The following is a 22147-nucleotide window of genomic DNA, read 5'->3' as shown; positions in this document are numbered from 1 at the left end:
CGGCGCCGCGTGGAGATCGCGGACCACAGCGGCCTCGCGGTGCCCCGGCCCCCGGCCTGGATGCGCTGGCTGCCGGCCGGCTACATCGCGTTCGTCATGCTGCTGGAGACCGCCAGCCCCACCCCGTGGGCCGTGAGCTTCCTGCTCATCGCCCTGCCGGTGATCGCCGCGTACGCCCTCGGCCCGCTCGGCGTCGCGGCGTACACGGTGGTCGGCATCGTGCTGGAAGGGGTGGTGGCCGGCACCCCCTGCTGCACCGGCCACAACCTCCACGAGCAGTGGGAGACCCACCACGTCGCCGCCTATATCGCCACCGGCCTCGTCGGCTTCCTCGGGGTGGCGCTGGCGGCCCACCGCCGGCGCCAGGAACAGCACCTGGTGCGGGCCAACTCGGTGGCCGAGGCCCTGATGCGGACCCTGCTGCGCCCGGTGCCGCACCGGGTCGGACGGGTGCTCGCCGCCGGTCTCCACCGCTCCGGCGAGGTCGGCACCATGGTCGGCGGCGACCTCTACGACATCCGTGCCACACAGTGGGGCGAGCGCGCCATCATCGGTGACGTCCGGGGCAAGGGACTCCAGGCCGTCCGCACGGTCGCCGACATCCTCGGCAGCTTCCGCGAGGCCGTCCACGACCCCGGGGACCTGCCGGCCGTGGCCGCCCGGATGGAACGGCGCCTGCGACGCGAGGCCGAAGAGCTCCCCGACGACGAGCTGTTCGTCACCGCCGTGCTGGTCGAGTACGACGCCCCGGCCCGGCGCGTCACGATCGTCAACCAGGGGCACATCGAGCCGGTCCTGATCTCCGGCGGCGAGGTGACGGCCCTCACCGGTCCGCCCGCCCTCCCGCTCGGCCTCGGCGCCCTGGCCGGCGAGGACCCCGTCGCCTACACCCACCGCTTCCACCGGGGCGACGTCCTGCTGCTCTGCACCGACGGCCTCATCGAGGCCCGCGATCACACCGGCGCCTTCTATCCGCTCCTCGACCGCCTCCGGCACCGCTTCACCGGTGCACCCGCCCCCGCTCCCGACGACGTCATCAACTTCCTCAACACCGACCTGCCCCGCCACACCCGCCTCTTCCACGACGACGTCGCCCTCCTCGCCCTCGCACCCTGCGGGGACGACGAGCCGTAAGCAGTCCGACGCCCGGGGCCCCGGTCCCCTCCGGCGGCCGCGGCGGCATGGGCGCGGGTCCCGCTCGGGCGGCTCAGTCCGTCTGATGGGCCGCGCGCGCCGCGTCCACGAAGTCCTCCAGCCGCGCCCAGAAGGGACGGTAGGCGGCGTCGAAGCTCTCGCGGGGACCGCTGTCGCCGGGCGGATCGCCCGCGAGGGCCTCGTAGAAGGGGCCGGTCGCCTTCTGGAGGGCGAGCGCCGCCGCGGCCGCCGAGGACGGCCCCTCCAGTTCGACGACCCGTGCGCAGCGACGGATCCTCGCGTACTCGGCGACCTCGCGGTCCCGCAGCTCGTCGAGCGCGGCGCTGCGGGACGCGGAGTCCGGCGTCCGGAGCGTCGCGGAGATCTCCCAGAACAACTCGCCCATCCGGTGGGCCTGTTCGATCAGGTCCAGGTAGGCGGTGCGCCGGCTCTCCCGCAGCCGCTCGGCGCGCTGCGAGCGCGCGCCGATCTCGGCCTGGAGCCTGGCGGCGCGGGCACTGCCCCGGCTGGTGACCCAGCTGGAGAGCACCGCCGTGCCGCCGGTCACCGCCGCGATCGCCAGAGTCCACCACGTACTGTCGCCCATCCGGCGCACCCTACCGAGCCGCCGCGGCGCGCCCCGCCCCGGCCGCCGCTACGACGGGAACTCGTCGGGAGGCACCGTGCTCGTGCGGGCATTGCCGCCGATCACCTTGTTCAGGGTGAAGGTCAGCACCGTGTACCGCGTCCCGCCCGCCACCCGCACCGTACGGAACGTGGCGCTGTCGTCGAACTTCTCGAAGCTGCACCCGCGGGTGAAGGACCTCTTGGCGCCGTTCCAGTCCTCGCCGGTCGTGAAGTACACCGCGTACGAACCGCTGTTGACGTTGCCCACGGTCGCCTCGGAGCCCTTGCGCACGTACAGGGAGAACGCCGTCCGGCCGCCGCGGGTCAGTGTCACCACCGCATCGCCCGCGGTGCCGTTCCTGACGGTCAGCCGCCCCAGGCCGACCCGGCTGCCGTCGCGGACCAGGGCGCCGTTCGCGAGCCGCCGGTGCTCGGCCCGCTCCGTGCGCGGCAGGCGCAGGGTGACGTCGTAGCCCACGGCGGCGAGGGCGCGGCCGGCCTCCTTGATGCTCTGCGGGCTGCGGGCCGTGCGGAGTTCGACGCGGGGCGAGGTGGCACAGCGGCCGCCGCTGCCACGGGCGCTGCGCAGGTCCTGCCCCAACGCGCGCAGGGCGGTGACGAGCCGGCCGTTCCCGGCGAGGGCGGCGTCGGGCGCGGCGGCCGACTGCAGGGTGTCGGCGGCGGTGTCCGCCCTGGCCGCCGCCCGGTCGAGCGCCTTGCCGAGCGGCCCGCCGTCGTGGGCGTCGTCCACCGCACGCAGGGCACCGTCGAGCGGCCCGAGAGCGCCGGTCAGGGCACGGCGGTAGGCGGCGGGATCGACGGTCGGGGTCGCGCTCGGGGACGGCGCCGGACCGGCCGCCGGGCTGCGGGAACCGCCCGCCCGGCCGTCGCCTCCCCCGTCCGCGGAACAGGCCGCCAGGGGGAGGGCGAGGGCGAGGGCCGCCGCGCAGAGGCCGGCGGCCCGGCTGCTGCCGCGCGGGCGCCGGGGCGGGCGCGCCGGGCGGGTGGCGGCGGCGCGGCGCCTCCCGTCCGGCCGTGCCGCGTCGGTGGGGGAGCACGCGTCCGCGTCCGTGGGGGAGTGCGTATCCGGGGCCGTGTGCGTGTCCGCTTCCGCGTCGGTGCGCGTGGGCGTGTCCGTGCCCGCCACCGCTCTCCCGTTCGCCGCGCGCGCAGAGGTGTACCTCACCATGAGTCCCCCGATTCCCCCGGTATCACCCGACATCCGGCAACTGCCGGAAGAACCAGGCTTCTGCGCCCACAAGCGGCTGTCAAGGCCGTTGGCCGCCGCGGCAGTTCCGCGGAAAACCCGCGGAATTCCTGCTTCCGGACGGGTGTGCGGGCCACCTGGGCGTAGGTAGAGTCCCCTGCCATGGCAGCGCTCAACGATCTTCTCCCCGCGACGGCCGTACGCCTCGGCGTCCGGGTGGCGGACTGGCGGGAAGCGATACGCACGGCGGGCGGGCTGCTGGTGGAGACGGGCGCCGCCACCGACACCTACACCGCGGAGATGATCCGCAACGTCGAGGAGAACGGGCCCTACCTCGTCATCGCTCCCGGCTTCGCCTTCGTCCACGCCCGCCCCTCGCCCGCCGTCCTCCGGACCGGGATGTGCTGGGTCCGGCTGGACGAGCCGGTGGAGTTCGGCCATGAGACGAACGACCCGGTGCACCTGGTCGTGGGGCTGGCCGCCGAGGACTCCGGCGCGCACACGGCGGCGATGGCCGCGCTCGCCCGACTGCTCGCCGACCCGGAGAGGGCGCGGGCCCTGCAGGACGCGGCCGATCCGGACGCACTGCGCGCGGTGCTCGCCGGGACGCAGGGGGAGCGCGGTGACCGGCCGCGGGACGAGGCCGCCGAGCGCGAGCGGACCGCAACGGGCCGGGCCACAACCGGCCGGCCCGCGGCGGCAGGTGACCAGTCCCCGGCCGCATCCGCCCCGGCCGCACCCGAGCAAACCGGCGGCGCGCAGGCGCACCACACGATCCTGACCGTGTGCGGCAACGGCGTGGGCACCAGCCTCTTCCTGAAGAACACGCTGGAGCAGGTGCTCGACCGCTGGGGCTGGTCCCGCCATGTGACGGTGGAGGCGACCGACACCATCTCGGCCAAGGGCAAGGCGTCCGGGGCCGTCGCGATCCTCACCTCCCGGGAGATCGCCAGGACGCTGGGCGAGGCCGGCATCCCGGTGCAGGCCGTCGAGGACTTCACCAGCGGCCCCGAGGTCGACCGCGTCCTCCGCGACATCTACGACGTGTGAGCACTCGGGCCCGACCGGCGGCGCCCGCCCCGTACGCCTGACACCCGACGCCTGACACCCGACACAGGAAACCCCTCGCCCACCAGCCGGGAGGACGGACGGCCACCATGGACCGGCTCATATCCCTCGCCACGTTTCTCGTGAACGAGATCCTCAGCCAACCCGCGTATCTGATCGGCCTGATCACGGCGGCCGGTCTGCTCGCGCTGCGGAAGACCGCGGGCCAGGTGGCCGGCGGCGCCATCAAGGCGACGCTCGGCTTTCTGCTGATCGGCGCCGGGGCGCAGCTGGTGGTCAGCTCCCTCGGCCCGCTGGGCGGCATGATCCAGGGCGCGACCGGGGCGCACGGCGTGATCCCGACCAACGAGGCGATCGTCGGCATCGCCCAGGCGCAGTTCGGCGCGCGCGTCGCCTGGCTGATGATCCTGGGCTTCGCGGTCGCCCTGCTGCTGGCCCGCTTCACCCCGCTGCGGTACGTGTTCCTGACCGGCCATCACATGCTGTTCATGGCCACCCTGCTGACCATGGTCCTGGCGACCTCGGGACGCTCCTCGGTGAGCGTGGTCGTCGTCGGCGGCCTGCTGCTGGGCATCCTGCTGGTGGCGATGCCGGCCTTCGCGCACCCCTGGACCAAGCGCGTCACCGGCAACAACAGCATCGCCATCGGCCACTTCGGCACCGCCGGCTACGTCGTCGCGGGCGCCGCCGGGCAACTCGTCGGCAGGCGCAGCCGCAGCACGGAGGACATGAAACTGCCCGAAGGGCTGCGCTTCCTGCGGGACTCGATGGTCGCCACGGCACTGTCCATGGTGCTGATCTACGTCGTCATGGCGCTGGTCTACCTGGCGCGCGTGGGCCGGGCGACGGCGTTCAAGGCGTTCGCGGCGGGCGGCGGCAGCGCGGCCGGCGACCTCGGCAACTACGTCATGCAGTCCGTCATGCAGGGCCTGCAGTTCGGGATCGCGGTCGCGGTGATCCTCTTCGGTGTCCGGACGATCCTGGGCGAACTGGTCCCGGCGTTCCAGGGCATCGCGGGCAAGCTGGTGCCGGGCGCGGTGCCGTCCCTCGACGCCCCGATCGTCTTCCCGTACGCGCAGAACGCGGTGCTCATCGGCTTTCTCGCCAGCTTCGCCGGCGGCCTGGTCAGCCTCGCCCTGCTGACCTGGGTGGGTCACCCGGCGCTCGGCCTCGCGCTGGTCCTGCCGGGGCTCGTACCGCACTTCTTCACCGGAGGCGCGGCCGGTGTCTACGGCAATGCCACCGGTGGCCGCCGCGGTGCGGTCGTCGGCGCCTTCCTGAACGGCGTGCTGATCACGTTCCTGCCCGCGCTGCTGCTCAAGGTGCTCGGGGCGTTCGGCAAGGAGAACACCACCTTCGGCGATGCCGACTTCGGCTGGTTCGGCACCCTGCTCGGCAACGCCGCCAAGGCGGGCGCCACCGGCGGCACCGTCTTGGCGCTGGCTCTCGGCGCGGCACTCCTGGGCGCGGCGATCCTCTTCCAGAAGCGGGTCGTCGACACCGGCTGGGACCCGGGCGCCCGCCGCGACGCCGTCCTGCCGCGCCCGGCCCCCGCGGCGTCCGGCACGGCCACGGCGCCGGACCGGGCCCACGCGAAGATCGCGCCGCCGGCGGGGGCACCGACGCCGCCACCGCCGCCGGCATCGGCACCCAAGGGCGGCTGAGCGGGTTCTCGTGGGGGCCGGTGCCGGTCCGCCCATCTGCCCGACCACTGGTCGGCCCGTCCGTCGGTCCGTACCGGGCAGGATGCCGTCTGCCGTCTGCCGTCTGCCGCCCGCCGCCCGTCGCCCACCGGATGCCGGATGCCGGATTCCGGTGCGAGCGGGCTCCCGGGCGCGGACCGGCTCCAAGCTCCCCGCTGGGCCGTTCGATATCCGCGCCGCGCGCGTCCGGCCGTGTCCCCGTGCGCGGAGATAAAATCCGGAGCATGGCTGCGGGGGAGTCCCCCCGGCTCGCCGGACGACGTGCCGGCCGGCCCCGTACGGGCGCGCCCACCGCCGGCACGACGAAGCGGAGCGCATATGACCTGCGACGACGAAGAGAGGCCGGGGCGGACGCCCGGCCCTGCCGTACCGCCCGGCGCGCCGCACACGCCCGCGCCCGCGGGACCGACGGCGACCGACGGCGGCCCGGACGTGACCGCCCCCGGCCCCGATAAGACCGCCCCCGGCCCCGATGTGACCACCCCCGGCCCGACCATGACGGCCGACGCCCCCGACGCGACCGCCGGCGCCCCCGACGCGTCCGCCGACGGCCCCGAAGCGACCGCCCCCGACGCCGTGACCTGCCGGGCCCTGCGCTACGCCTTCGGAGAGACCAAGGCGGTGGACGGCGTCGACCTGTCCGTCCGCCCCGGAGAGGTCTTCGGTCTGCTCGGCCCCAACGGGGCGGGCAAGACCACGGCGATCCGCTGTATCACCACCCTCCTGCCCGTCCCGGCCGGCATGGTGCGGGTCTTCGGGCACGACGCGGCGAAGGAGCGGATGGCGGTGCGCCGGCTGCTGGGGTACGTACCGCAGCAGCTGTCCGCGGACGCCGGGCTGACCGGCCGCGAGAACGTCGCGCTGTTCGCCCGGGTCTTCGACGTCTCCCGCCGTGAGCGCGCCGCACGCGTCGCCCAGGCACTGGAGGCCGTCGGCCTCACGGACGCGGCCGACCGGCTGGCCAAGACGTACTCCGGCGGCATGGTCCGCCGTCTCGAACTCGCCCAGGCCCTGGTCAGCGCGCCGCGTCTGCTGATGCTCGACGAGCCGACCATCGGCCTCGACCCGATCGCCCGCACCAGCGTCTGGGAGCACATCAACGCCGTACGGGCCGCCACCGGCATGACCGTCCTGGTGACCACGCACTACATGGACGAGGCCGACCAGTACTGCGACCGTCTCGCCCTGATGCACCGCGGCCGCATCCGCGCCCTCGGCACCCCCGACGAGCTCCGGTCCGCCCTGCACGCCCGCCGTCGCGCGGCCGCGGCCTCGCCCACCACCGGCACGGCCCCGAACCCCTCGGCCACCGCCACCCCCGCACCGGCCGCCACCCCCGCACCGGCCCCGTCCGCCCCGGCGGCCGCTGCCGCCTCCTCTTCCTCGTCGGCCCCCTCGCGCTCGTCCGACGCCGTCCCGACCCTGGAGGACGTCTTCCGGGACGTCGCCGGCAGCGGCCTCGACGAGCAGTCAGGAGACTTCCGCGATGTCCGGAGCACCCGCCGCACCGCACACCGAGTCGGCTGAACCGGCCGCCGGCCCCGGCAACCTGGACCTCCTGCTGGTCCCGCCGCGGGCCCGTACCGGCTGGCGGGTGGTGCCCGCCAGGGTCCTCGCGATGTGCGTGGTCGAACTGCAGAAGCTGCGCCACGACCGGACCGAGCTCTACACCCGTGCCGTCCAGCCCGCCCTGTGGCTGCTGGTCTTCGGCGAGACCTTCACCCGCATCAAGGCCATCCCGACAGGCGGCGTCCCGTACATCGACTATCTGGCGCCCGGGATCATCGCCCAGTCCGCGATGTTCATCGCGATCTTCTACGGCATCATGATCATCTGGGAACGGGACGCCGGCATCCTCACCAAACTGCTGGTCACACCCACCCCGCGCGCCGCCCTGATCGCCGGAAAGGCCTTCGCCGCCGGGGTGAAGGCGCTGATCCAGGCCGTCGTGGTGATCGTCATCGCCGCGCTGCTCGGCGTGGCCATGACCGGGAACCCGCTACGGCTCCTCGGCGTCGCCGTCGCGGTGGTGCTCGGCTCGGCCTTCTTCTCGTGCCTGTCCATGACGATCGCCGGGATCGTGCTCACCCGCGACCGCCTGATGGGCATCGGCCAGGCCATCACCATGCCGCTCTTCTTCGCCTCCAACGCCCTCTACCCGGTGGCGATCATGCCGGGCTGGCTCCAGACGGTCAGCCGCATCAACCCCCTGAGCTACCAGGTCGACGCCCTGCGCGGCCTCCTCCTGGGCAGCCACGCCCATCTGGCCCTGGACTACACGGTGCTGGTGGCCGCCGCCGCGGCGGGCATCGCCGCTGCCGCCGCGCTCCTCGGCCGCCTGGCCCGCTGACACGGCGTCATTACGGTCCCGTCGTAGCCGTCCCCCGGTGGCCCGAACTCGCCCCGCGCGCCCGGCGTTACACTCACGCGGAATGCCTTTCCGCGGTCGTACCGCCGTCCGGCCGGGCAGGGACGGGACCCACCGGGCCGCCGACAGGGCGTGCCTGCCACCACGCCCGCCCTCCCACTCTCCGCCGGGGCAGTGCACCGTGTTCCTTTTGCCGAGTCGACGACGGTGGGTGCGATGGTGGAAACGGCCGAGCGGACCAGGGGAGCGTGGTTCACCCGAATACCCTCGGACCGCCGATTCCCTGGCCCCGGAACCACCTGGCGACGGCGTCTGCCCGGCCCGCGGGCCATGGGCTGGACCGTCACCGCGGTGTTCTTCGCGGTGTACACCGTGGTATCGGTCCTCCGGAACGACCGTATGCTCAACGCCGGCTACGACCTGGGGATATTCGAGCAGGCAATCCGCGCCTATGCGCACGGCAAGGCGCCCGTCGTGGAACTCAAGGGGCCGGGATTCAATCTCCTCGGCGACCATTTCCACCCCATTCTGGCGCTCGTCGCCCCCGTTTACCGCCTCTTCCCCAGCGCCGTCACCCTTCTCGTGGTGCAGGCCGCACTGATGGCACTGGCCTGCTTTCCGCTCACCCGCTGGGCCCACCGCGCCGTCGGCCCGGCCACCGGCTTGGCGGTCGGCTGCGGACTGGGCGCCTCTTGGGGGCTTGTCGCGGGAGTCACCAAGGACTTCCACGAAATCTGCTTCGCGGTCCCGCTCCTCGCCTTCAGCGTCACCGCACTCGGGCAACGTCGCTGGTGGGCGGCCGCGGCATGGTCGCTCCCCCTGCTCCTGGTGAAAGAGGACCTCGGCCTCACCCTCGCCGCGATCGGCGGCTACATCGCCTGGCAGGCCCTACGCGAGCGCCACACACCACCACCAGCAAAGCGACGCTCTCCCCTCCTCCTCGGCGCCACCCTCGCCCTGATCGGAGCGGTCGGCACGGCGGTGGAAATACTCGTCCTCCTCCCCGCCATGAATCCCCGTGGCGGCTTCGACTACTGGCAACAGATGCCGGACCAGGGACCCTCCCCCGACAGCCTCGCCGGCCTCCTGTCCCTCGGACTGCACCTTTTCTGGCCGCCGATGAAATGGCTGCTGCTGTTCATGCTGGCCGCACCCACCGCATTCCTCGGCCTGCGCTCCCCACTGACGCTGCTGTGCGTCCCCACTCTCGCCTGGCGACTCCTGGCCGGCAACGAGCATTACTGGCAGCCGAATTTCCACTACAACGCCATCCTGATGCCCCTCGTCTTCGCCGGCCTCGTCGACGTGCTCCACCGACGGCCCGATATCGCGCCACCCCTCCGACGCCGCAAGGCCCTCGCCTTCTCCGCCACCTTCACCGCCATCACCGTCGCGGTCTATCCGCTCCACGACCTGGTCCTCCCCTCGGCCTGGCGGACCCCCGCCCATGTCCGCACGGCAGAGCGGCTGTTGGCGCGCATCCCCGACGGCGCCACCGTCGCCTCCTCGAACCGACTGGCCCCGATGCTGACCGGCCGCACCACCGTCAGCCTCGTCTGCTTCGGCACCGGCCCCGACCCCGCCGCCCCCACCGCCCTCCCCGCCACCCCGCCCGACTGGGTCGTCTCCGACCAACACGACCCGACCGTCAAAACCCCCTGCCCCGTGGCCCAGACCCACCGCATGCTCCGCCTCTACCGCGCCCACGGCTACACCCAGGTCGCCGAGCAGGACGGCATCACCGTGCTACGGAGGGGGTGACGCCCGCCTCAGCGCGTTCCCTACGAGGTCCAGCCGCCGTACGGCACGGTGATCAGTTCCATGGCGTGGCCCGCCGGGTCCAGGAAGTAGACGCCGCGGCCGTCGTCGTTGTGGTTGATCGTGCCGGGCTGTTGCTGGTGGGGGTCGGCCCAGTGCTCGATGCCGCGCCGCACGATCTGCGCGTACGCCGCGTCGAACTCCGCCTCGGAGACCAGGAAGGCGTAGTGCTGCGGGGTGATCCGCTCCGCCGGAATCGTGGCGAAGTCCAGGGTGACGCCGTTGCTCAGGCCGACGGCGATGAACGGGCCCCACTCGGCCGTGATCTCCAGACCGAGCAGACCGGCGAAGAACTCCGCGGACTCCCGGTTGTCCCGGGCATGGATGATCGTGTGGTTGAACTCGACTGACAAGGAATGCCTCCGAGGGCATCTCCCGGCACCTCCATGCCTCACCCAGCCGGTGACCGACACGCGATGCCACCGCAGACCCTAATCGCCGCGGATGCTCGCTGCCAGTGCCGTACGGTCACTGGGCCGTGGCGGCCGTCTGCTGCCTTCGACGTCGCCGGGCCCCTTCCCCGCTCGTCGCAGCCGCAGGACCACTCCCGGCGCAGGACCACTGCCATCGCGGGACCACTGCCGTCGCGGGACCACTGTCGTCGTAGGACTACGTCTCCCGGGCCGCGTTCGTGGCGGACCCGCCCGCGTGGCCCCTCCCGAGCCCCACAGCCGGCTCATCGCCCCGTCGGCCAATTCACCTGCGTACCAAGAGAGTTCTTGTGCCACCGCATGCCTCCCCATAGCCTGGAAGGCTTTCCGCATCCGTGGAAGGTGCCCCTTCCAGGGGTGTGTCCCCGGCTTCGCGTCCCCTCGTGGACGCAGGAAGGAGCGTGCCGCCATGAGCAGGAGGCAGTGCGTGGTCGCCGTGAAGTGGCGAACCTGGCCGCCCGCCCGGACGGTCCGGGAGCACGGGCGGCGGTTCCGGAAGGAACGAGATGTCCCGTACGGACCGGACCAAGCCGCTGTGGGTGCGCCACGCCGAGCACAACCCCCGGCAGGTCCACGACCATCGCCACGGCGGCTGTGACCTGCCGCCCCACCCGACGCGGGAGGCCACCGGCACCCGCTGCCACTGGGAGGACCCCGGCGCCCTGCTGTTCGGCGGTACGTGCTGCGCCGGCTGCCACGCCCGCGGCTGTGTGAAGGAACGGCAGGAGATGGCCCGGACCAGCAACCGCAAGGAGCGCTACGAGGGCCGCCGCCTGGCCCGGCGTCTCGCCTCCGGCGCGGAGGACGCCTGACACCGGCACCGCGCCCGCCGGCACGAGGTCGCTGACGCGGTGTGGCCCCGGCGTGCCTGCGCCGGGGCCACACAGGAGGGAAAGGGGCCGTCAGAACGTCCAGGTGGTGTACCACGTCGCCTGGTTGGAGGGGCTTCCCACCTGGGAGGCGACTCCGCTGAGGCGGCCGTCGGCGCCGCGGGAGCCTATGTAGCGGCCCTTCGTGCCGTTGTTCCAGGCGATGACGAAGGAGACATAGGAACCGTCCACGAACCCCTGCTCGATGGTGCCCGTCGTCGCGCTTCCCGTCCTGGCGATGCCGGTGAGGTTCCCCTGGGCGTCCTGGGTCACGGAGAGCGTGGCGTTCCACGCATTGCTCTGGTAGAGGGTCCAGATTCCACCGACGTTGAAGCCGGGGGCGGCCGCCTTGGCCACCGTTGCCACGGGGGCTCGGTGTGCCGCGGCCTGAGCGGCGGGCGCGGCGAGGACGGTACCGCCCAGTGCAACGGACAGAGTCACGGCGGCCGTGATGAGTCTGACGCGCATGCGGATTCCTTTCCCAAAAGGATGATTTATGCGGCATGGGCCTTCTGCGAGGCCCTGAGCTTCGCAGTGGTGGCCGTTCCCGACCAGGCGAGAACCGGTCATCGGCGGGCACGTGGGCGGCCGGAATGTGACATGGCGAGGCATTGGTCATCACGCTGGGAACGGCATCCGCCCGCGCCCAGGACCGTTCCTCAACTCCAGGTGAATGTCGCCGATTCAGGCCGCATCTGCTCCTAACCTCTCATTCGGGGTCATCGAAGGAGAGGAAGCCATGCAGATCGCTGTCACCACCCCGACGGGCAACGTCGGCCGCCACGTCGTCGCCACGCTGATCCGTGCCGGGATCCGGCCGCGCGTCCTGCTGCGCGATCCCGCCCGGCTGGCTCCCGAGGTACATGACGAAGTGGATGCCGTGCGGGTCGACCAGTACGTCGCCGACACGGTGGTGGCCGCCACCGAAGGCGTTGACACCCTGTTCTGGGTGGACCCGCCCTCCGCCGGCGACGACCCTCTCGCCGGCTACGTCCGCGCCGCCAGCAGCCTGGTCCGCGCCGTCACCGACAGCCGGATCGGCCGCGTCGTCTTCCAGAGCAGCGTCGGCGCCGAGAAGCGTCACGGCGCCGGCGAGATCGACGGCCTGGCCCACACCGAAACGGCTTTGGACGACCTCGGCGTCGACGTCACCCACCTCCGCTGCGGGTACTTCTTCACCAATCTTGAACTTCAACTCGACGCGCTGCGAGCCGGCCGCCTCCAGGTGATCGTTCCGCCCGACCAGCCCATGGCCTGGGTGGCACCTCGCGACATCGCCGAGGTCGCCGCCACCCGTCTGCTCTCTCCCGCCTGGTCCGGGCGCTGCGTGCAAGCAGTTCACGGGGCCGCCGACCTCACGTGGCGACAGGTCGCCACCATCCTCAGCGCCGCCACGGGTCGGCACATCAGCGTGGAACAGATCTCCGACGATGCCATGCGCGCCCAACTCCGCCGGGCCGGGATGGCCGACGGGGCGATCGAGGCCGTGCTCGGCATGTCGGCCGGTCTGCGCGAGAACTTCGTGCCCGAACAGCGCCGCACCCTGCGGACCACCACCCCGACCACCCTCGCAGCCTGGGCCTACGACCATCTCCGGCACCAGATCGTCGACACGTCGTCATCGTGATCCGGCGGCTGGCTGCGAGGGTCCCGAGAGCTTTCGACTGCGGCGCAGGTCCAGCCAGGAGACTGGTCGCGGCCTTCTTACATTCTTCTGAGAACTGCGCGGCACGGTGGGGGCATGAAGACCAAACGCCTTGCTGTCGGTGCCGGAATTCTCGTGGCCATGAGCCTGACGGGCGTGGCCGCGGTGGCCTCCGGTGCGCCCGCTACGACCTCCAAAACGGCCTCCGCCGCTCCGGCGTCCGGCAAGAAGACGGCGACGAACTACCTCTACTCCTCCATCGGCGATTTCGACGCCCAGGTCAAGCCGCTGATCGATCGCCCGGACGTCGCCGGCGTGCAGCTGGTGGTGCCGTGGAAGGCGCTGGAGCGGAAGAAGGACCAGTACGACTTCTCGGAGATCGACCGGGCGCTGAAGTATGTGCGAGACCGCCACAAGAAGCTGTTCATCCAGGTCCAGGACCGGTTCTTCGCGCCGCCGACCAGGCTCCCTGACTATCTGCTGCAGGACCCGGAGTACAAGGGCGGCGCGGCACCGACGAAGAACGAGAACGGCCTCGGCCCCGGTGAGCCCGGTGCGGTCGCGGCGCAGTGGAATCCGCAGGTGCGGGGCCGATTCCAGCAGCTGCTGAAGGCGATGTCGCAGAAGTTCGACGGCCGCCTCGCAGGGGTGAACCTTCCGGAGACCGCCACCGAGGTGGACACCGGGAAGGACCGTACGGGATACAGCGACGACGCCTACTTCAAGGCCGAACTCGACAACATGGCCTACGGCAAGAAGGTCTTCCACAAGACGCCGTTCATCCAGTACGTCAACTTCTGGCCGGGGGAGTGGAACAACAGCCGCAACTACATGAAGCGCACCTTCGAGTTCGCCAAGGCGCACGGAATCGGCCTGGGCGGACCGGACATCCTCCCCGACCGCCCGGCGCAGATGCAGAACTCGTACCCCTTCTTCAAGAAGTACCGGGGGCAGCTCCCCATGGTGGCCATGGCGGTGCAGGAGCCCGATTTCCAGTACAAGAGCCCCAAGACGGGAAAGCCGTACACCCGGCAGGAGTTCACCGACTTCGGCACGAACACCCTCGGCGCCGACGCCATCTTCTGGGCCACCAGCTCGCCCTGGCTCCACCAGCCGGCGGCACGCTAGAGCCGCCCGTCCCCTGGGGCCTGAGGGGTGTTGCCACCATCGCCGGCGGGCGCACGACGACCGCTGCCGATGGCGGCCCGCCCCGCGGCGACGTGCTCGCGCGGCTGGTTGAGCGTGAGCCGGCCGGCGGGCCGATCGCTCTCCCGTCGCACAGCGGGCGTGGGCAGTGAACCGGATCGGTCGCCGGAGTCGGCAGGGGCGGGCGGGGTCATACGATCTCCTGGTCGAAGCGGTCCGTGGAGCGGCCGACGTGGTGGGCCGGGACGTCGTAGGTGCGTTCTCCCGCGACCCGCCACCAGAGCCAGGCCAGCGACAGCACCGCGATCAGTGCGACCGGGGCGTAGTTGAAGGACTCGACGGTTACCGGGGCCGCCTGAGGCAGGCAGAACAGCACGGTCACGAACGCCACCCACGCGACGGCGACACAGCCGACCGGCACACCCCACCGGCCCAGGTTCCACGGCCCGGCCGCGAAACGGTTGCGGTGCTTGATCCGCAGGTAGATGGGGATCGCGTAGGCGGGGGTGATGCCGATGACGTTGATGCTGGTGATCGCCGCGTACGCCGTCGGGCTGTACAGGCTCGGCACAGCGAGCAGAGCGGCCACGCCGACGGCCAGCCGGACGGCGTTCCGCGGGGTGCCCGTGCGCGAGTGCACCCGCCGCCACAGGCCCGACCCGGGCAGCGCGCCGTCCCGGCTGAAGGCGAACACCATCCGGGACGCCGCGGCCGTCTCGGCGTTGCCGCAGAAGAGCTGGGCGACGATGACCACCAGCAGCAGCACCTTGGCCCCGGCCGGCCCGAGCGCGTCCAGGAAGATCTGCGCGGGCGGGACCCCGGTCGCCGTACCCCGCGTTGCCGCGTAGTCCTGGATGGCGAAGGTCAGCCCGGCCAGCAGGACGAAGCCGGCCACCCACGACCAGCCGATCGCCCGGATGATGCCGCGGGACGCGGACACCTGGGCGTTGGTGGTCTCCTCCGACAGGTGCGCGGAGGCGTCGTAGCCGCTGAAGGTGTACTGGGCCAGTAGCAGGCCGACCAGCACGACGTACGGCGACGACGACCAGCCGGTGCGGTTGACGAACTCGCCGAAGACGAAGCCCGGGGACTGGTGGTGCGCCGGTACGAGGGCCAGGGCGCCGACGATCACGGTGACTCCGGCGAGGTGCCACCAGACGCTGATGCTGTTGAGGATGCTGACCAGGCGCACGCCGAACAGGTTCAGCCCGGCGTGCAGGGCGAGGATGACCAGGTAGATCACCATGGTCTTGCCCTCGGTCGGCTCGAAGCCGAACTGGAGGTTCAAGAAGGCGCCGGTGAACAGCGCGGCCCCGTAGTCGATGCCGGCGATGGCGCCCAGCAGGCCGAGGAGGTTGAGCCAGCCGGTGTACCAGCCGTATGTGCGGCCGCCGAGCTGCTCGGCCTGGAAGTACAGCGCGCCGGATGTCGGGTAGGCGGAGGTCACTTCCGCGAGACCGGCACCGACGGACATCACCATGACGCCGACCGCGAGCCAGCCCCACATCATGACGGCCGGGCCGCCGGTGGTCAGGCCGAAGCCGTACAGGGTCATGCACCCGGACAGCACGGAGATCACGGAGAAGCTGATGGCGAAGTTGCCGAAGGCCCCCATCCGGCGCGTCAGAACCGGTTCGTAGCCGAGTTCACGCAGGTAGGCATCGTCGGAACGGACACGAGCAGTCATGAGTCCTCGCAAAGGTGGACGCTGAGTGACGGCCGACGCAATACGTCCGGGGCGGTCGGCCTGGAGGCGGAGGCGGCTGACCGCCGTGATCACGACCTGGTGAACTGGCTGATGCTGGGAGCGAGCGAAGTGCCTTGAAGATAGAAGCCCAGCAAGACGGCTGCCACGGCGTGGCCGATATCGAGCCCGCCCTTGCGGACGAGCAGACACACGATCACGGTCAAATCAACGACCCGGGAAAGGTGAAGTGCCACGGTGCGGTGCCCTCCTGGCAGTCATGTCACCGCCGGCTCCGGCGAAAGGGCTTCGAGCCGGAGCGCAGCGTCAACCGGGGCAACATGGCCGAACGCCTGCGGGAAGTCGCCCACCTGCGGCTTGGCCTTGGGGTCCCGGCCCTCGGTGATCAGGCCCAGGTCGTTGCGGAGCGAGAGCAGCTTCTCCCGCTCGCGCGCCGATGCTCAGAGCCAGTCCCGCCGTTTGAAGATGACGTACAGGCTGGTGCAGACGATAGCCATCAGCACGATCGCGAAGGGGTACCCGAACACCCAGTGCAGCTCCGGCATGTGATCGAAGTTCATGCCGTAGATGGTGCCGACCAGGGTCGGGGCGAAGAGGATCGCCGCCCAGGAGGAGATCTTCTTGATCTCCTCGTTCTGCTCGAAGCCGGCCTCGGCCAGGGCCCGCATCTCGGCGTTCTGCTGCTGGTTCACCAGGGTCGCGTTGACGGCGAGGATGTCCTGCAGGGCCTGCCGGAAGCCGTCCACGCGGTCGGTGGTGTGCAGCGCGTGGTCGGCCACATCGCGCAGATAGCGGCGCAGCTCCTCGTCGATGGCGTACTTCTCGAAGCCCGCGGTCAGGCTCTCCAGCATGCCGTTCAGCGGGCGGGTGGCGCGCTGGAACTCCACCACTTCGCGGGAGAGCTCGTAGATGCGCCGGGAGACCCGGGGGTCGCCGCCGAAGACCTCGGTCTCGATCTCGTCGATGTCGTTCTGGACCCCGGCGACGACGGGCGCGTAGCCGTCGACGACGGCGTCGAGGATGGCGTAGAGAACGGCCTCGGGGCCGCGTTTGAGGAGCTCGGGAGCGTCCTCCATGCGGGCGCGTACGGCCGACAGGTCGGGGGCGCCGCCGTGTCGCACGGTGAGCACGAAGTCGCGGCCGACGAAGACGTGCAGCTCCCCGAAGTCGACCTCCTCGGGGTCGTCGAGGTAGCGCGCGGCGCGCAGGACGACGAAGAGGGTGCCTCCGTAACGCTCCAGCTTGGGGCGCTGATGGGCCTCCAGGGCGTCCTCGACGGAGAGCGGGTGGAGGTCGAACTCCGAGGCCAGGGTGAGGAGTTCGTCGCGGCTGGGGCGGTGCAGGCCGATCCAGGCGAGGGTGCCGGAGGTGGCGCGCTGCTGCCGGAACGCTTCGGCGAGCGTGTCATGGGTGCTGACCCGGCGTCCGTCGCGGTAGAGGACCGCGTTGATGACGCTGCTGGCGGTCTCGGCCGGCCGCTCCGCCGCTTCGGCCTCGTCCGGGGTCTCGGCGGGCGTCGGCCCGGCGGGCCGCTTCTTGGCGGGCTTGCGCAGGCCGCGCAGACCGCGCGGCCGCCGGCCGGGAGGCTCAGAGCCCACGACAGCACCCACCTCCGTCACTGGGGATGAACAGGCACACAGAATCTCGACGGAGGATATCTGCCGCGGATGTCGGAACAGGCCAGCGGGCATGGTGCAGGATGGAACGGGGCGCGGCGTGTGTCACGTCCGCCGAGGTTTGTATGTTTATCCCTAGAATTGTGCGATGCAGATACCGCAGACAGCCAGCGCTCTCCCGGGTGAGGTGATTCGGTGAACGGCCCCGATGCCACCGACGAGCAGTGGGAAGGGCTGGCCGAGGTCGTCCCGCTCCGTGGGAGCAGTGAATGGCCTTCCTGGCCCGACCACCGTGCCCTCCCGGAGGAGGAGCCGGCACAGGAGGCGCGGCGGTTCATCGTCATCCGCGTCCAGACCTTCGCGGACGCCCGCGAGGTCGCCGAATACCTGATGGCGCAGATCCCGGTCCTGCTGGACCTCAGCAGCGCCGACGGCGATGTCGCCAAGCGCATCCTGGACTTCTCCAGCGGAGTCGTCTTCGGGCTCGGCAGCGGCATGCACCGCGTCGACACCAACGTGTTCCTGTTGGCGCCCCTGGGCTTCGAGGTCGCGGAGGAGGCGGCAGGAACTGTCCCCCGTTAGTAGGAAGAGCTGTTGGGCGTAACGGTTCTCCGCCCGGGGCGCTGCATAGCGTCCCTGCATGAATTCCGACAGTGTGCGGCCGGCGGTCACCGAGTTACGGCTGTCCGCCTTCAAGTCCCATCGCGGCGTCACCCTGCCGCTCGGCCCGCTGACCCTGCTGAGCGGCGGAAGCGGAAGCGGCAAGTCCAGTGCGCTGCAGGCGTACGAGATCCTGGCCCGGCTGGGCAGCGGGGAGTCGCTGGCGCGGGCGGTGGGGGAGGTGGCGGGCAGCCCGGCGGCCTGTGTGCCGGCCGGGGCGCGCCCCGATGAACAGGGGCGGCGCGGATTCCGCATCGGCTGCACGGTCGACGGCCCGGTCGGCCCCGTCGGCCTCGATCTCGCCGTCCAGGCCGAGCCCGAACTCCGTATCGTCGGGGAGCGGTTGACCGGTTGCGGCGAGACGCTGCTGACCACCGCCCTCACCGACCCCACCCGGCCCGCGGTCCAGGCTGCCTGGCACACCGCCGGCACGTCCCCCGTGACCCGCGCCCCGCTGCCCGACGACCGGCTCGGCACCTCGCTGCTGCCGTTGCGGGTCGCGGGCAAGACGGCGGGGCAGCGGCTGGTGCTGGCCGCGGCGGAACAGGTGGTGGTCGCCCTGCGGTCGGCGTTCGTGTGCGATCCGCGGCCGGAGGTCATGCGGGGCGTGGGGGTGCGCGGCACGGGCGCGGCCGGTGACGGCGGGAGCGGCGCGGGGCGTGCCGCCGGGGCACGCGGAGGCGGCCGTGGCGGCGGACCAGGGGCCGGGCGCGGGAAATCGGCGAGTGGCTCCGGAGCGTCGCGGGGCTCCGGCGGGGCGGGCGTGGCCGCGGGGGCCGGCGTGGCCTGGGGCGCGCGGGGCCGCAGGACGGGCGGTGGTGAGGCGGGCGGCTGGGTTCGCGAGGCGGGGGAGTCGCGCGACGAGGGGCGGCTGCGGTCCGCCTGCGACAACCTGCCCACGGTGCTGCACCGTACGAGCCGGGAGTGCGCGCGGCGGCATGCCGTGCTGGTCGCGGCGGTACGGGAGGCGTGCGCCGGTCCCGTCGAGGGGCTGCGTGCGGTCCTGCGGCAGTCGGGCGGGGCGGGAGACGGGGCCACCGATACGTCTGCGCCGGTGGGGCGCGCTGGGGCGGAGGGGACGCGCGGCGTGCCCGGGGCCGGTGGCGCGGCAGGTGTGCGCGCCGTCCTCGACCGGGGCGAACTGGGCGAGCTGCCCGTCGAGCAGCTCGGCGACGGTGAGCTGCGGTTCCTCGCACTGGCGCTGGTGCTGCTCACCGGGCCGGACGTGCTGGCCATGGACCCGGTCGGGGAGGTCCCGTCGGCCCATCAGCAGATGACGGTGATGGCGGACGGCATGGACCGCTGCCTGGACCACCGGCAGGCGCGTGAGCTGGTGTCGCTGGCCGTGCGGATGACCGAGCGCGGGCATGTGCGGCTGCTGGGGACGGTACGGGACCCCTCGGTCGCCGACGGGCTGCCCGGCGTACAGGTGCTACACCTGGAGGCATGAGTGAGGATCTTCATGCGCTGCAGCGACGCCTGGCCGAGTTCGCGGCGGCGCGGGACTGGCAGCAGTACCACACGCCCAAGAACCTGGCCGCGGCGCTGAGCGTGGAGGCGGCCGAACTCGTCGAGATCTTCCAGTGGTTGACGCCGGACGAGTCGGCGAAGGTGATGTCGGATCCGCGGAAGGCCGGCCGGGTCGAGGACGAGGTCGCGGACGTGCTGGCGTATCTGCTGCAGTTCTGCGAGGCGCTGGGGATCGACGCGCTGGCGGCGCTCGCCGCGAAGATCGAGCGCAATGAGTCGCGCTTCCCGGCGGTCCGCTCGGCCCGCCCGGACCGCCCGCGGGAGGGGGAGGAGTAGCGGGTGGGCGAGTGGGGGCCGGGCTGAAGGGGCGGAGGCGCGAGGGCGCGGCCGGCGGGGGTTGGCGGGGATTGGCGGGGCGGGGGCGTTGGCCTCCGTTTCGTCGTCGTGTGGCGGCTGTCTCCCCTCGGGGGCTTCCGGGCTGGGAGCTTCCGGGATGTCCGTCCGTTGTCCCATCGTTCCGCCGCCTCTCCCGGGCCGCCTTCATGGTCCGGTTCCCGGCCCGCCTTCGCGATCTGCTTCCCGGCCCGCCATCCGGCGTCTTTTCCGTCGGTGAGGTCTCCCGCGGTTCTCCCATCGGGTGTTTCGCGTGACATATGCAGGGCGTGTGAAAGGCGGGTGCGGTGGGGCGCAAGTGGTGGGAGCGCGACCGGCGTCGTACGTCGTCACTCTTCGGAGTCATGGATCTTTCCACATCGCCTTGGTTGTCCACAGATTTGCGAATTCCTCTGGCTTTTTTTGGGTGTTCACCCTCACTCTGGGTAGTGGAAAGAGTGCAGGATGCATGCGAATGGCGAGGGGAGGAGGGGGCGGATGGACGCGGTGCGGATCATCGCGGCAAGCCGGCGCGGTCTTGCCGAGGCGAACACGGTGCAGGGAGTGATCGCCGAGGCGTGGCAGGCGCAGGCCTTGGCGGAGGCGATCGGCAGCCATCTCGCGATATTCGGGCCGTACGAAGTGCGGTCCAGGGCGCGAGGGCTGGGCGACGCGGGCGGGCGGTTCAGCGGGGGACTGCTGTGCCCGGCATCGGTCACCGGCGGGCTGCGGGCGGCTCAGCTGTCCGAGGTGCGCGACGTCAAGGAGGCTTTAACCGGCCTGTGCCGACTGCTGAGGGAAGTGTGTGAGGCGCTGGTGAGCGTGGTGCTGCTCGCCGACGAGGAGGGGATGTACTGGACCTGCGTCGAGGCCATGGACACGGTCGACGAGGCGAGGGACCGGGTGGCCGGGATACTGGAGAAGCTGGAGGTGCGCGACCGGAACCCTGCCTGAAGTGACCAGCGCGGAACCCTCCGCGTTCGCGCGGTCCGTACGCCCCGAGCGGTGCCCACCGACCGAGGGTTGGGGAAGGCTGGCGACTGACGCCCGACGCACGCATCCCCGCCATGGCACCCGCATCTGGCCCCGGACCTGCACCCGGCCCCGGAGCCTGCATCCGGCCCCGCACTTGCCACCTCGACGCGCGCCCACGCCCGTCTCGTCGCCCGTCGTCCCATCGACTTCGCCGTCGCTTCTCCCCCCTCCGTGCCGTCGTGGCCCGCGCAGGCACGGAGCGACCCCGCCTGACCAGGCCATACCGTCCTCGCTGGCCTGGTCTACCCGATCTGCCCTGACCTGAGCAGATCTGTTCCGGCTTGACCCGACCCGGTGCTCGACACGCCTCCGACGGTTGGTTCGCCGCTCGGAGCGCAGGATGGAGGTATGGAGCTACGCATCTTCACCGAGCCCCAGCAAGGGGCTTCCTACGACACGCTGCTGAAAGTCGCCAAAGCCACCGAGGATCTCGGCTTCGACGCGTTCTTCCGATCTGACCACTATCTGCGGATGGGCAATGTCGACGGGCTGCCCGGACCGACCGACGCCTGGATCACCCTGGCGGGCCTGGCGCGCGAGACCCGGCGCATCCGCCTCGGGACGCTCATGACGGCAGGCACCTTCCGGCTGCCGGGTGTGCTGGCCGTCCAGGTGGCTCAGGTCGACCAGATGTCCGGCGGCCGCGTCGAACTCGGCCTCGGGGCCGGCTGGTTCGAGGAGGAGCACAGGGCCTACGGCATTCCGTTCCCCAAAGAGAAGTTCGCACGGCTCGAGGAGCAGTTGGCGATCGTCACCGGCCTGTGGGCCACCGAGACAGGACAGGAGTTCAGCTACGACGGGACCCACTACCGCCTGGAGAATTCGCCCGCGCTGCCCAAGCCCGCTCAGGCAAAGGTGCCGGTACTGGTCGGCGGCCATGGTGCGACGCGTACACCGCGGCTGGCGGCGCAGTACGCCGACGAGTTCAACATCCCCTTTGCCTCGCTCGAAGACAGCGAGCGCCAGTTCGGGCGGGTGCGGGCGGCCGCTGAAGCCGCCGGGCGCAAGGGCGATGAGCTGGTGTACTCCAACGCACTCGTCGCCTGCGTCGGCAGGGACGATGCCGAGGTGGCGCGACGGGCCGCGGCCATAGGGCGGAACGTGGACGAGCTGAAGGCCAACGGCCTTGCCGGCTCACCCGCCGAGGTCGTCGACAAGATCGGGCGCTACGCCGCCATCGGTGCGTCCCGTGTCTATCTGCAGATGCTGGACCTGGACGATCTCGATCACCTTGAGCTGATCTCCGCGCAGGTGCAGTCGCAGCTGAGTTGAG

21 protein-coding genes are annotated in these 22147 nt (G+C 71.7%); 14 read left to right on the top strand and 7 right to left on the bottom strand.

Annotated elements, in window-relative coordinates; all coding sequences use genetic code 11:
* Window positions 1-9: 9 nt before the first annotated feature.
* Window positions 10-1134 (top strand): PP2C family protein-serine/threonine phosphatase, encoded by a 1125-nt coding sequence (locus K7396_RS09070; RefSeq protein WP_223659806.1) that lies wholly within the window; start codon window positions 10-12, stop codon window positions 1132-1134.
* A gap of 73 nt (window positions 1135-1207) precedes the next feature.
* Here K7396_RS09070 and K7396_RS09065 read toward each other — a convergent pair whose 3' ends face one another.
* The gene (locus K7396_RS09065; protein WP_086716829.1) at window positions 1208-1741 is read right to left on the bottom strand and encodes a hypothetical protein; all 534 of its coding nucleotides are present in this window, start codon (window positions 1739-1741) and stop codon (window positions 1208-1210) included.
* A gap of 48 nt (window positions 1742-1789) precedes the next feature.
* Window positions 1790-2908 carry a hypothetical protein gene (locus K7396_RS09060; protein ID WP_086716830.1) on the bottom strand — a complete coding sequence of 373 codons (1119 nt, stop codon included), beginning with the start codon at window positions 2906-2908 and terminating at the stop codon, window positions 1790-1792.
* Window positions 2909-3130: 222 nt separating this feature from the next.
* Between K7396_RS09060 and K7396_RS09055 the strand changes: the two genes are divergently transcribed.
* The 5 genes from K7396_RS09055 to K7396_RS09035 all read left to right on the top strand — a co-directional run bounded on the left by K7396_RS09055 (window position 3131) and on the right by K7396_RS09035 (window position 9868).
* Complete coding sequence (locus K7396_RS09055) at window positions 3131-4018, top strand: PTS sugar transporter subunit IIA (protein ID WP_086716831.1); 888 nt, start codon at window positions 3131-3133, stop codon at window positions 4016-4018.
* A 107-nt stretch (window positions 4019-4125) separates the two neighbouring features.
* Window positions 4126-5700 carry a PTS ascorbate transporter subunit IIC gene (locus K7396_RS09050; protein ID WP_086716832.1) on the top strand — a complete coding sequence of 525 codons (1575 nt, stop codon included), beginning with the start codon at window positions 4126-4128 and terminating at the stop codon, window positions 5698-5700.
* Between the two features lie 534 nt (window positions 5701-6234).
* Window positions 6235-7266, top strand: a complete 1032-nt coding sequence (locus K7396_RS09045; RefSeq protein WP_152104367.1) for an ABC transporter ATP-binding protein — start codon at window positions 6235-6237, stop codon at window positions 7264-7266.
* Window positions 7226-8089, top strand: a complete 864-nt coding sequence (locus K7396_RS09040; protein WP_086721868.1) for an ABC transporter permease — start codon at window positions 7226-7228, stop codon at window positions 8087-8089. Before K7396_RS09045 ends, K7396_RS09040 begins: the two co-directional genes overlap by 41 nt.
* 348 nt (window positions 8090-8437) lie before the next feature.
* Window positions 8438-9868, top strand: a complete 1431-nt coding sequence (locus tag K7396_RS09035) for a DUF2079 domain-containing protein (RefSeq protein ID WP_223659805.1) — start codon at window positions 8438-8440, stop codon at window positions 9866-9868.
* Window positions 9869-9888: 20 nt separating this feature from the next.
* Here the strand turns inward: K7396_RS09035 and K7396_RS09030 are convergent, their stop codons facing one another.
* Window positions 9889-10278 (bottom strand): VOC family protein, encoded by a 390-nt coding sequence (locus tag K7396_RS09030; protein WP_086717844.1) that lies wholly within the window; start codon window positions 10276-10278, stop codon window positions 9889-9891.
* Window positions 10279-10862: 584 nt separating this feature from the next.
* Here K7396_RS09030 and K7396_RS09025 point away from each other — a divergent pair.
* Window positions 10863-11168: a hypothetical protein gene (locus K7396_RS09025; protein ID WP_086717842.1), complete on the top strand. Its 306-nt coding sequence runs from the start codon at window positions 10863-10865 to the stop codon at window positions 11166-11168.
* Window positions 11169-11258: 90 nt separating this feature from the next.
* Here K7396_RS09025 and K7396_RS09020 read toward each other — a convergent pair whose 3' ends face one another.
* Window positions 11259-11693 (bottom strand): hypothetical protein, encoded by a 435-nt coding sequence (locus tag K7396_RS09020; RefSeq protein WP_086717840.1) that lies wholly within the window; start codon window positions 11691-11693, stop codon window positions 11259-11261.
* 271 nt (window positions 11694-11964) lie between these two features.
* Between K7396_RS09020 and K7396_RS09015 the strand changes: the two genes are divergently transcribed.
* Window positions 11965-12852, top strand: a complete 888-nt coding sequence (locus K7396_RS09015) for an NmrA family NAD(P)-binding protein (protein ID WP_086717839.1) — start codon at window positions 11965-11967, stop codon at window positions 12850-12852.
* A 114-nt stretch (window positions 12853-12966) separates the two neighbouring features.
* Window positions 12967-13998 (top strand): hypothetical protein, encoded by a 1032-nt coding sequence (locus tag K7396_RS09010; protein ID WP_223659803.1) that lies wholly within the window; start codon window positions 12967-12969, stop codon window positions 13996-13998.
* A 208-nt stretch (window positions 13999-14206) separates the two neighbouring features.
* Here K7396_RS09010 and K7396_RS09005 read toward each other — a convergent pair whose 3' ends face one another.
* From K7396_RS09005 to K7396_RS08995, 3 genes are all read right to left on the bottom strand, one after another.
* Window positions 14207-15703, bottom strand: coding sequence for an amino acid permease (locus K7396_RS09005; protein ID WP_086717837.1), 1497 nt, complete (start codon window positions 15701-15703; stop codon window positions 14207-14209).
* Between the two features lie 89 nt (window positions 15704-15792).
* Entirely contained in the window at window positions 15793-15957 is a 165-nt protein-coding gene (locus tag K7396_RS09000; RefSeq protein ID WP_086717836.1) for a hypothetical protein, read from the bottom strand.
* Window positions 15958-16161: 204 nt separating this feature from the next.
* The gene (locus K7396_RS08995) at window positions 16162-17319 is read right to left on the bottom strand and encodes a magnesium and cobalt transport protein CorA (RefSeq protein ID WP_086717833.1); all 1158 of its coding nucleotides are present in this window, start codon (window positions 17317-17319) and stop codon (window positions 16162-16164) included.
* Between the two features lie 213 nt (window positions 17320-17532).
* Here K7396_RS08995 and K7396_RS08990 point away from each other — a divergent pair, with 213 nt between their 5' ends.
* The 5 genes from K7396_RS08990 (at window position 17533) to K7396_RS08970 (ending at window position 22146) form a co-directional block, all read left to right on the top strand.
* Window positions 17533-17919, top strand: a complete 387-nt coding sequence (locus K7396_RS08990) for a cell division protein SepF (protein ID WP_086717831.1) — start codon at window positions 17533-17535, stop codon at window positions 17917-17919.
* A gap of 58 nt (window positions 17920-17977) precedes the next feature.
* On the top strand, window positions 17978-19447 hold the full coding sequence (locus K7396_RS08985) for an AAA family ATPase (RefSeq protein WP_152104277.1): 1470 nt from the start codon (window positions 17978-17980) through the stop codon (window positions 19445-19447).
* Window positions 19444-19803 carry a nucleotide pyrophosphohydrolase gene (locus K7396_RS08980; RefSeq protein ID WP_152104278.1) on the top strand — a complete coding sequence of 120 codons (360 nt, stop codon included), beginning with the start codon at window positions 19444-19446 and terminating at the stop codon, window positions 19801-19803. Before K7396_RS08985 ends, K7396_RS08980 begins: the two co-directional genes overlap by 4 nt.
* A gap of 534 nt (window positions 19804-20337) precedes the next feature.
* Window positions 20338-20793: a DUF6099 family protein gene (locus tag K7396_RS08975; RefSeq protein ID WP_086716207.1), complete on the top strand. Its 456-nt coding sequence runs from the start codon at window positions 20338-20340 to the stop codon at window positions 20791-20793.
* Between the two features lie 429 nt (window positions 20794-21222).
* Window positions 21223-22146, top strand: a complete 924-nt coding sequence (locus K7396_RS08970; RefSeq protein WP_086716209.1) for an LLM class F420-dependent oxidoreductase — start codon at window positions 21223-21225, stop codon at window positions 22144-22146.
* Window position 22147 lies beyond the last annotated feature (1 nt).

This window comes from Streptomyces angustmyceticus (assembly GCF_019933235.1).
Classification (GTDB): Bacteria; Actinomycetota; Actinomycetes; order Streptomycetales; family Streptomycetaceae; genus Streptomyces; species Streptomyces angustmyceticus.
This window is presented reverse-complemented; position numbering and strand designations above follow the sequence as displayed.

Coding starts and splice junctions, on each gene's coding strand:
- K7396_RS09025 (WP_086717842.1), top strand. CDS start 10,863: ATGTCCCGTACGGACCGGACCAAGCCGCTGTGGGTGCGCCACGCCGAG.
- K7396_RS09005 (WP_086717837.1), bottom strand. CDS start 15,703: ATGACTGCTCGTGTCCGTTCCGACGATGCCTACCTGCGTGAACTCGGC.
- K7396_RS09035 (WP_223659805.1), top strand. CDS start 8,438: ATGGGCTGGACCGTCACCGCGGTGTTCTTCGCGGTGTACACCGTGGTA.
- K7396_RS09045 (WP_152104367.1), top strand. CDS start 6,235: ATGACGGCCGACGCCCCCGACGCGACCGCCGGCGCCCCCGACGCGTCC.
- K7396_RS09040 (WP_086721868.1), top strand. CDS start 7,226: ATGTCCGGAGCACCCGCCGCACCGCACACCGAGTCGGCTGAACCGGCC.
- K7396_RS08975 (WP_086716207.1), top strand. CDS start 20,338: ATGGACGCGGTGCGGATCATCGCGGCAAGCCGGCGCGGTCTTGCCGAG.
- K7396_RS08970 (WP_086716209.1), top strand. CDS start 21,223: ATGGAGCTACGCATCTTCACCGAGCCCCAGCAAGGGGCTTCCTACGAC.
- K7396_RS09015 (WP_086717839.1), top strand. CDS start 11,965: ATGCAGATCGCTGTCACCACCCCGACGGGCAACGTCGGCCGCCACGTC.
- K7396_RS09050 (WP_086716832.1), top strand. CDS start 4,126: ATGGACCGGCTCATATCCCTCGCCACGTTTCTCGTGAACGAGATCCTC.
- K7396_RS09020 (WP_086717840.1), bottom strand. CDS start 11,693: ATGCGCGTCAGACTCATCACGGCCGCCGTGACTCTGTCCGTTGCACTG.
- K7396_RS09065 (WP_086716829.1), bottom strand. CDS start 1,741: ATGGGCGACAGTACGTGGTGGACTCTGGCGATCGCGGCGGTGACCGGC.
- K7396_RS08980 (WP_152104278.1), top strand. CDS start 19,444: ATGAGTGAGGATCTTCATGCGCTGCAGCGACGCCTGGCCGAGTTCGCG.
- K7396_RS09055 (WP_086716831.1), top strand. CDS start 3,131: ATGGCAGCGCTCAACGATCTTCTCCCCGCGACGGCCGTACGCCTCGGC.
- K7396_RS09010 (WP_223659803.1), top strand. CDS start 12,967: ATGAAGACCAAACGCCTTGCTGTCGGTGCCGGAATTCTCGTGGCCATG.
- K7396_RS08985 (WP_152104277.1), top strand. CDS start 17,978: ATGAATTCCGACAGTGTGCGGCCGGCGGTCACCGAGTTACGGCTGTCC.